The sequence below is a fragment of the Bifidobacterium sp. LH_230 genome (assembly GCF_056357555.1).
Genome location: NZ_JBKEWJ010000003.1, coordinates 232,630 through 241,617, shown reverse-complemented (window position 1 = coordinate 241,617; position 8,988 = coordinate 232,630). Strand labels below are relative to the sequence as shown.

At 58.4% G+C, this 8,988-nt stretch carries 5 protein-coding genes and 1 pseudogene; 3 read left to right on the top strand and 3 right to left on the bottom strand.

The genetic code is table 11. From position 1 onward, the window contains the following. Positions 1 to 787 precede the first annotated feature (787 nt). Positions 788 to 2,188 carry an ATP-binding protein gene (locus AC1A0G_RS02840; protein WP_476527326.1) on the top strand — a complete coding sequence of 467 codons (1,401 nt, stop codon included), beginning with the start codon at positions 788 to 790 and terminating at the stop codon, positions 2,186 to 2,188. Between the two features lie 180 nt (positions 2,189 to 2,368). On the opposite strand, the gene AC1A0G_RS02835 is transcribed toward AC1A0G_RS02840, so the two are convergent. From AC1A0G_RS02835 to AC1A0G_RS02825, 3 genes and pseudogenes are all read right to left on the bottom strand, one after another. Continuing rightward, the gene (locus AC1A0G_RS02835; RefSeq protein WP_476527341.1) at positions 2,369 to 4,822 is read right to left on the bottom strand and encodes a nuclear transport factor 2 family protein; all 2,454 of its coding nucleotides are present in this window, start codon (positions 4,820 to 4,822) and stop codon (positions 2,369 to 2,371) included. A gap of 303 nt (positions 4,823 to 5,125) precedes the next feature. Then, positions 5,126 to 5,191 (bottom strand): annotated as a pseudogene (locus tag AC1A0G_RS02830) (zinc-ribbon domain-containing protein); the annotation flags it as partial. A gap of 1,012 nt (positions 5,192 to 6,203) precedes the next feature. Then, a complete protein-coding gene (locus AC1A0G_RS02825; protein WP_476527325.1) occupies positions 6,204 to 6,551 on the bottom strand; it encodes a phenylpyruvate tautomerase MIF-related protein in 348 nt (115 codons plus the stop codon). Between the two features lie 377 nt (positions 6,552 to 6,928). Between AC1A0G_RS02825 and AC1A0G_RS02820 the strand changes: the two genes are divergently transcribed. Continuing rightward, the gene (locus tag AC1A0G_RS02820; RefSeq protein ID WP_476527323.1) at positions 6,929 to 8,224 is read left to right on the top strand and encodes a trans-sulfuration enzyme family protein; all 1,296 of its coding nucleotides are present in this window, start codon (positions 6,929 to 6,931) and stop codon (positions 8,222 to 8,224) included. Positions 8,225 to 8,327: 103 nt separating this feature from the next. Further along, positions 8,328 to 8,588 carry a mycoredoxin gene (locus AC1A0G_RS02815; RefSeq protein ID WP_476527322.1) on the top strand — a complete coding sequence of 87 codons (261 nt, stop codon included), beginning with the start codon at positions 8,328 to 8,330 and terminating at the stop codon, positions 8,586 to 8,588. Positions 8,589 to 8,988 lie beyond the last annotated feature (400 nt).

Below are 8,988 nucleotides of genomic sequence, written 5' to 3'. Positions count from 1 at the left end.
GTCGACGCCTATGAAAGCGGGTTCGGTATCAGGACCGGCTGGGCCGGACGCTCAAAATAACCCACCAACACGCCAATGACACGCCAGAATAAGACACACTTTTCTTTACTTAACCCGTGTTTGCGGACGTCAGATTCGTAAGTGGGCAAATGCCTACCATGAGTGGCCTTTATAAGTGGGTGTTGGCCTACCTTGAATATGAAAGTGGGTGTTTACCTACCACGAAAACCCGGTTTTGGGCTTCTTCGTGGTAGGCAAACACCCACTTATGGTTTTTCGTGTCCGGGTTTGCCCGCTTATGGGGACTTCGCGTCCGGAACCGCCCACTTACTCCACATGAGTGGGCAAACTCGGACACGTCTGCCGGGCTTTCCCCCCATTAGACTATCGGGGTTCCTCCTGTTGGAGTACCGGGTCGCTCGCTTGGTGGGCCAGACTCTCCCCTCTTGACGGTCGGCGGGCCTCTCCTCTTGGCGTGATGTTTTAGATGGGATCGGCGGGAGACTATCCAACACATCACGCAAAACGGCTTGTATGCGTGATGTGTTGGATAGCATCGATCGATACTGACAGGAACCTCCCGCCTACAGGTAGTTTGGTGTGATATTTCTGCGAGCATCCGCCGTCTACTAGCAGGAGCGTCGAGCGAGTTGAACGCGAGCGGAGGCGATGCTTCGCATGCTGTGGATGTGTAGCTTGTTTCATCGATATTGCAGGCGTCCGCAGAGTATTGCTATTGTCAAATCATGATTTGACAAATCATGATTTGACAAATCATACTAGAGGCATGACTTTCATCGGACGAACCAACGAACTGCGATTTTTGGAATCATGCTATGACGATGCCAAGGCTCAACTGGTGTTCCTATACGGGCGACGCCGCGTCGGTAAGACTGAGACGCTATCCAAATTCGCCGAAGGCAAGCCGCACGTGTTCTTCGCTGCGCAATCATCCACCAAGCAGGCGCAGCTCGCGTCTTTCTCCCGTCAGATGTTCGCGGCCGGAGCTCCGGCCGGTCGCTATGTGTCCCAATACGAGGACTGGCAGAGCGCGCTTCGTGACATCGACTCGCTGCCCACCGACGGCAAACGCAAGTTGGTTATCTTCGATGAGTTTCCCTACCTAGTCAAATCGGACCCGTCGTTGCCGTCCGTATTGCAGAATCTATGGGATCACGAACTGCGTCACGGCAATGCCATGATCGTGATCTGCGGTAGCGCGATGAGCTTTATCGAGAAGGAACTGCTCTCCGAAAAGGCGCCGCTGTATGGCCGTGCAACCGGCATCCTTAAGATGCAGCCCATGTCATATCGCGAAGCCGCTGAGTTCCTACCCGGATACAGCGTGGAGGACCGCATTCTCACGTACGCGATGCTGGGTGGCATTCCCCATTATCTCGCACAGTTCGATCCTGATAAGAGTCTTGCGGACAATGTCAAGCAGCGAATACTCACCAAGGGCGCGGCCTTATATAGTGAGACGGAATTCCTTATGCGACAGGAATTCCGCGAAACCGCCGTATACAACGCGATCATCCAAGCCGTCGCGCTTGGAGCCACGCAGCTGAGCGACATCGCCAATCGCACTATGCTGTCCACGCAGAAAGCCAGCGTATACATCGCTAACCTTATCGAGATCGGCATACTGGAACGCGAGTTTCCGGTCGGTACAAAACTCGTCGAACGGTCCAAGGGCATGCGCGGGCTGTACCAGGTCAGCGATAGCTTCTTCCGGTTTTGGTACGCGTTCGTGTTTCCCAACGCGTCAGATCTTGAGATCGGCGACATAGACGGAGTCTGGGCGCACGACATCGAACCTGCGCTCCACGATTTCGCGGCGAGTCCGTTTGAACGGATATGCGCGTCATGGCTGCGACGGGAAAGCGTCGCAGGCCGGCTCCCATTCCGGGCTGGTGATATCGGGCGCTGGTGGGACGGCCGCGACGAGATCGATGTGGTCGCGGCCAGTCGGGCCGACAGGCAGATCATCCTTGGCGAATGCAAATTCCGCAGTAAGCCGGTCGACAACACCGTACTCAGGTCGTTGCAAGCCAAAGGGGTGAAATTCAGCAATGTACGGCAGTATTACTACCTGTTTTCGCTCGCCGGATTCACTGATGCGCTGGAACGAACGGCGCAGGCTGAGGACGATGTCACCTTGGTGCCCGCCTCGAGGCTTTTCGAGTGAGCATGTAGATCCGTTTAGCGGGCGTTTCAGGCTCCGGACGGTCTCATATGCCGAATCGATGTAACGCAGGAGTCCGGCACCCCCTGGACGGTGGAATGTCGGACTCCTGCGATCGCGCTGTATGTGTCGTCTCTGACTGGCCGATGAGTAATCAATCACCGGCCAGAACGGGCCAGCAGATCACCAACCGGAGTCATTGTTGAATTCTACGGATACGTTGTCCCCATCGATGGTGAATGTGCCGCGAACGTAGAAGTAATCGGTGCTGCTGCGGTCGTCCCAGTTTTCTCCCCACCAGTGGTACTGATAGGTGAGTTTGACCTTGCCGCTTGTCGAGAACAATTTCGTCGTCAGGTCAATGTCATCGCTGGTGAGCTGTGGACGTTCACTGATCGTCCATTTGATATTCCGATAGTCTTCTTCGCCTCCCCACGAGTACCCGAACGGGCAACCCTCCGGATCAAGCGACGTGGCACCGTCGCAACTGTCCAGCGTCGCGTCGATCTTCGATTGGATCGCCTCGGTGAGGGCCTCAGTGGGCTGAAGGTCAAGCGACGCGGCGTATGTATTGTCGCTGGTGTTGACCTTTATGGTGTTTGATTTGAAATACTTGGATTGAGGCGTAGTGATCGAGTATGAGCCGGGATATACTTTGAACACCGCCGTTCCGGATGCCACATCGACGGCGTTTTTGGTGCCGACCTCCACGCCGTTGATGATCAGTTTGTCGCCGGTCTCCGGAACATCCACATTGATCTGCTTGACAAGGGGAGTGGTGACTCTCCAATCCTTGAATATCATGTATTTCGATCCCTTCGAGGCCACGGTCAGACTGTCGGTGACCTCTCTGCCGTCCAACGTGTACACGACGTCCGTGGAGAATGATCCGTCGTCGTTCTTCACAACGTCACCGATGCGGACATTGGCGATCGTTGCGTTCTCTCCGGAAGCGGCCTTATCGGTCATCAAGGCGCGCTGGTCGGTATCCACTTGCGGGTTGGACAGTGTGTTCGCCTGATCGTAGTGTCCCGACTCGATGGCGGATACGTATTCGTTTACGGCAGCTTGTGGCGTGAAGACCTTGGAATCGACTGTTGCATACGCGATGTAGAGCATAAGGAGTAGAGCTGCGGCAATACCGGCGATGATGAGACGCACTTTTGTTTTGACGCTCAGTGGCTTATGCTCCAAAGCCATCGTTGGCGGCATGGGCATGGATGCGGGAGCGGGCGCGGCGGCAGGCGGCGTGGCTCCTCCCATTCGGTTCATCTCAGTCGGCGTCGAGAGGGAAGGCTGAGGAGCGGCTGTCGTCATGGGGACCTCAGCGCCAATCACCACGCCTCCTGCAACCCAATTCCAGATCTGCGGTATCGCCTGCATTATCCGAGTGCCGCACGTCAGGGCAATCGCTTCAACAAGAAATGCCCATATTGCCGCCACAATGCAATACCAAGAAGTAATGCCGATGGACATCGCCTGAGTGAATCCGGCCGCGGATGCCACGGCACTCAAGTTGGTAAAGATCAATATGATCAGCAGCCATGTGACGGCCGCTGCCACAGGATATTTCCACGCGTGCTGCCATTGAGCGTAGTGACGATCATATAGATTCCGGGCAGTCTCTCGCAAGGCGATGTACAACGTCGCGATGACGAATATCGCCAGCAACAACAGTGAGGCCCACCACCAATCGCCGAGCCAGTTTTTGCCGTTGAACATAGTGAGAGTCTGTCCGTCGGAGCCTGATATCAGGCTGAAGCCTCCGAACGAGGAAAGCGCATGTGCCAAGAAAGGCACTAGCGGGAGTTCAAAACCGATGAACAGCAGTAATTGTGGTTGATGGCTGCGGATGGCCGTGATGACGAGCAACAGCAGTCCGCATACGCTGAACACGATCGCATAGACAATACAGGACTCAATATAAGTGCGTACGAAACCACGTGCCCGATGAATCCAGTTCCATGCGGCGAAGAAGACATTGGATGCCGTCGGCACATACTGAGATAAGGCATAGCCGGCTGCGGCTCCTAGCGACGACAGCACAAATACGGTAAAGAATGTGCGAACCGTGGCGCCGGACAACCGGACGCTTGCGGCCGCCGCCATCGCTGATGCCGAGGAAGAAATGGGCAGCACGGCCGCCAGCAGCATGTAGATGATACTGGTAGCCAGTCCGACGGCAATCGCGTTGATGCAGCCCGACCAGCGGAAGGGAATGGATGCTTTGCCCGCAAAATGATATGCGCCAAATGCGCATCCTAATACTAAGGCGATGCCGGTCAAACCTAGTGGCATGATGACGCGGATGCCCATGCTGGATGAAGCGGTGAGAAAACTTGAGGCCGAGGCGGTAAAAGAAAATTCACCGGCGGTCCCGGCAATGAGTGTGAATACGAGCAGATGCAGGAAGCCGGGCTTGGATGCGCTGCCGCCGAACATGGACAGTACGCTGCTGACTTGCGAGAACAGGGCGTTGGACTCATCAGCCAAGGATGTCGTTGCAATCATCGCAGTGGAGATAAGCGCGACGATAAGGGCTGAAGCTATACCGAAGCCGAAGGAGCCGACCAGTGTCCGCAGTGACTCTGGTGCGAGAAATTTTTGTACGCGAGGATTCTTTGCGATGTCGGGCATGGAAATCGTGACACTGGGGCCTCCAGGGTTGCTCGGGCTGCCAAGGTTGCCGGGAATTTGCGTAGACGGTCCGGAATTGGGTATCTGTGTGCTTTCGGGCGAGGGCGCGGCTCCGGAGCTGGATGATAATGGCGTTGTCGCATTAGTCGCAGCATATGGTGATGGCGAGGATACTGGTGCTGGTGTGGGCGGTTGCTGGGGAAAACTGGTGCCGGTGGCATCGCTATTTGGCATAGGGGCAGACGCAGGGGCGGGCGTCGCCGACACTGGCGAAGATGATTGCGTGTTTGGCGACGAGACAGGTGCACCGCATTGCGAGCAGAACGCGGACCCTGATTCGATACGTGCCCCACATTGAGAACAGAACATGATGGTAGCCCTTCTTCGTTGATGGTCCCTCTCTCCGTCTCCATAATAAGTGGTGATCGGCTCGACACGCACATGCTTGTTGCCGCATTAGTGGAGGTGTGCGGACGGAAAAGGGGTCTGTAGAAGGGGTTTGAAGAGGGGGTGATGGGGGTAAACATTTTTTAGTGGGTGTCTGCCTACCGCGGGGAGAGGATGAAAGTGGGTGTTTGCGGACGGTTGATTCGTAAGTGGGTGAATGCCTACCATGGGGAAACTCCACAAGTGGGTGTTTGCGGACAGTGGGTTCGTAAGTGGGCGTTTGCCTACCATGAGTGGCCTTCGTAAGTGGGTGTTGACCTACCGTGAATATGGAAATGGGTGTTTACCTACCATGAAAAAGCCCAAAACCGGGTTTTCGTGGTAGGCAAACACCCACTTACGATTTCTCGCGTCCGGAACCGCCCACTTGCGCCACAAGAGTGGGCAAACCCGGACGCATATCTGCCGAGATTCCCCGTTGGGAGTTATCGGGCTTCCCCTCTTGGCGTGTCGGGTCTCGCGGCTGATGGCCGTGCTTCCCCCTCCGATCGTCCCTAATTGACCCTCCAGACGTCTCCTGACAGGCTCCACCTGTTGGACGTCCCCTAATTAATCCGCCGATTTCCCTCTTGGCGTGATGTTTTTGCGAGCATCAGCCATCTACTATCAGGAACATCACGCTAGATGGCTCGACGGCGTGGTGTTGGGGATAGTGCTGGCGGGATGCTATCAGGAACATCACGCTTTTGAGCTGTTGCGTGATATTTCTGATAGCGTTCGCTGTCTACTATCCAAAACATCACGCAAAACGGCCTGCAAGCGTGATGCCTATGATATTTTGGCTAGCATCCGCGGTCTGCTAGCAGAAATATCACGCTGGTCGGGGGTTCGTAGGCGAGGCGGGAGCGGCCTCGCCTATATAGGCGGCGGCCTCGTTACGGCGGCCTCGTTACGGCGGCCTCGCCTACAGGGCGGCCGCGAAGGACGGTGGCGGTTAGAAGTTGCCGCCGTTCCAGCCCCAGTCGGTCGTGGCCGTGTAGCGGATGTACGTGCGGTCCTCGGGAATGCCCAGCGTCGAGTTCAGCGCCGCCATGATCGACTCGGTCAGCTTCTCCCACGCCGATCCCGGCACGGAGCGGCCGAACACGTTCACCTCGACGTATGCGGCCGGACGGTCGTCGGAACCACCGAAGTAGATCGGCATGTCATCCTCGAACGGGCACATCAGCCAACCCTCGGACTTGCCGGGAACCGCGGTGATCGCCTTGCCGTACGCGGCCTTAAGCGCTTCACGCTGCTCGGGCGTGGTCTTGACGGAAACGTGAGTGTGGATAACGGGCATGATTCCTCCTTACGGAAACGTTCTACCGATGCCGTTTCCATCCTAGTGGCTTCACCAAGAACGTGTCGTTTCATCTGGCAGGGTGAATGGGCGATCACAGGGGAGGCATAAGATTTCTCGACTCGGCTGCCGCTTCGCTCGAAATGACAGTGGGATGATGGTTGCCGCCTTGAAGCGCAGAAGTCGACGACCGCGTCCCAGCTTGGAACCGTCAACTGCCAAACGCCCGGCCGGCCACGCTCGTCCCCGGCACGATAACGGTCTATAGGCAACTCGTATAGCCACGCCGCCGCCGTCGCGCCGCACATCGGATAAGGTCGTCTCTAGCAGCGCAACCCGCGCATCCGCCCGCCCGACCAGTCCGCAAGGAGCAACCTATGGCACGTTACGGTTTCGACACCCAGCTCGTCCACGGCACCCGCGTCTACAACGACCCGGCCAACCCGGTGAACCCGCCGGTCTACACGGCCAGCACGTTCGCGTTCCCGACTGCGGATTCCTCGCCGCAGTGGGACTACGCCCGCTCCGGCAATCCGACGCGCCTGTTTGTCGAAACGCAGATCGCGCAGCTCGAGTCGGCCGGTCTGGACGAGGCTGAGGCCGCCGACGTGCGATCGTTTGCGTTCGCATCCGGTCTGGCCGCGATCCACGCGGTACTGTCAACGTTCGCACCGGGGGATGTGATCGTTGCCGACAAGACCGTGTACGGCGGCACGTATTCGCAGCTGCAGGACCACTTCACGCGATGGGGGATCGTGGTGCGGTTGGTCGATTTCGACGACATCGCCGGCGTGGAACGTGCGGTGGCCGGCACCGGCGAGTTCGCGGGGGACTCGTCTGCTGCAACCGGCGCGAACGTTGGCGCTGATGCGAACGCTAGCGGCGCGACTGCTGACGGAACCGCTGCGAACGTTACTGCAAAGGCCGTGTATTTCGAGGCGCTGACCAATCCGCTGCTCGCGCTGCACGATGTGGCCGCGGTCAGCGAGATCGCGCACCGCCACGGCGCGATCTCGATCGTCGACAACACGTTCCTCACGCCGTATCTGCTGCGCCCGTTCGAATTCGGCGCGGACGTCGTCCTGCATTCGGCGACCAAGTATCTCGGCGGCCACTCCAACGTGATCGCGGGACTGGTCACCGTGCGCGACAAGGAACTCGGCGATCGCGTGTACTTCGCGCAGAACCGACTCGGCGGCATTCTTTCGCCGCGCGACTGCGAGGTGCTGCGCACCGGCATCCAGACGCTGGCGCTGCGACTCGACCGTCAGAGCGCCAGCGCACAGACCGTGGCCGAGGCGCTCGCCGCCGACCCGCGCGTGAAGACCGTGCACTACCCGGGCCTGGCCGCGGCCGGCACGCCGACCGCCGAGGCCGTGCGCAAGCTGGGCGTGACCGCGTTCGGCGGCGTGCTCTCGTTCGAGGTCGCCGACGGCGTGGACCCGCTGGCCGTGCTCGACGGACTGAAGCTGTTCACCCGCGCGGTGAGCCTCGGCGCGGTCGAGAGCCTGGCCGAATACCCGGCCCGCATGACCCATTTCGAGATCCCGAAGCCGCAGCGACTCGAGTTCGGCATCACCGACGAGTTGCTGCGCATTTCGGTCGGCATCGAGAACGTGGACGATCTGCTCGCGGATCTGCGGCAGGCGCTCGACGCGGCTTCCGCGAAGTAATGCGGCTGTCCGGCTGTTTCATCAGGCAGCGAACATCGTCGTGTCCGATCCGATCCCGACTCGCGAATCGGCTACAATCGAGCACACAACGAAAGGGGCAATCATGGTCAACAGCAACATTGACGTGTACGGTGCCGACTGGTGCGGCGACTGCAAGCGCGCGAAGGCCGCGCTGGAGCGTCTCGGCGCGGCGTACACGTGGCACAACATCGAGACCGAGGACGGCGCGGCCGATCGCGCGGTTGAGATCAGCGGTCAGAAGCACATTCCGGTCGTGCTGTACGGCGACGGTGCGTTCCAGGTCGAGCCGTCCGCGACCGACATCGAAGGCAAGCTCAAGGAGCTCGGCGTCATCGCCGCGTGACTGTAGCGTGACCGTAGGCTGATCGCATGATGACCGGCGTGATTCGGCCGGTCCGGCATATCGCTGTGCGAGACGGCTTGTGTTGAGGGGACGGTTTTCTCTGTCGAGAGGAGAGGAAGCCGTCCCCTCGTTCGATGATGGGCAGGTTCTGCGATTTTGGAATATGTGGATAGCGAGGACGACGGATCGGGCGGGTTTGACTGCGGACGTAGCGTGCGTCGGATAGAGACGATGGTTGCTGACTGCGGGGAGTCGGCAATCATCGCGGTAAGACCGGCGAAGCAGCGACTTGATTCTCTGTGGATGACTTCGCTGTGAGGCAGTGAGGTGACGTTTGTGCGCGATATGTGAACGCTCTCATGAAATTCTCAGACAATACACACGACTTCCCAAAGTTCGA

What these genes read in the sequence shown, in the direction of transcription:
- AC1A0G_RS02835 (WP_476527341.1), bottom strand. Translation starts at nt 4,822, where the DNA reads ATGCCCGACATCGCAAAGAATCCTCGCGTACAAAAATTTCTCGCACCA.
- AC1A0G_RS02815 (WP_476527322.1), top strand. Translation starts at nt 8,328, where the DNA reads ATGGTCAACAGCAACATTGACGTGTACGGTGCCGACTGGTGCGGCGAC.
- AC1A0G_RS02840 (WP_476527326.1), top strand. Translation starts at nt 788, where the DNA reads ATGACTTTCATCGGACGAACCAACGAACTGCGATTTTTGGAATCATGC.
- AC1A0G_RS02820 (WP_476527323.1), top strand. Translation starts at nt 6,929, where the DNA reads ATGGCACGTTACGGTTTCGACACCCAGCTCGTCCACGGCACCCGCGTC.
- AC1A0G_RS02825 (WP_476527325.1), bottom strand. Translation starts at nt 6,551, where the DNA reads ATGCCCGTTATCCACACTCACGTTTCCGTCAAGACCACGCCCGAGCAG.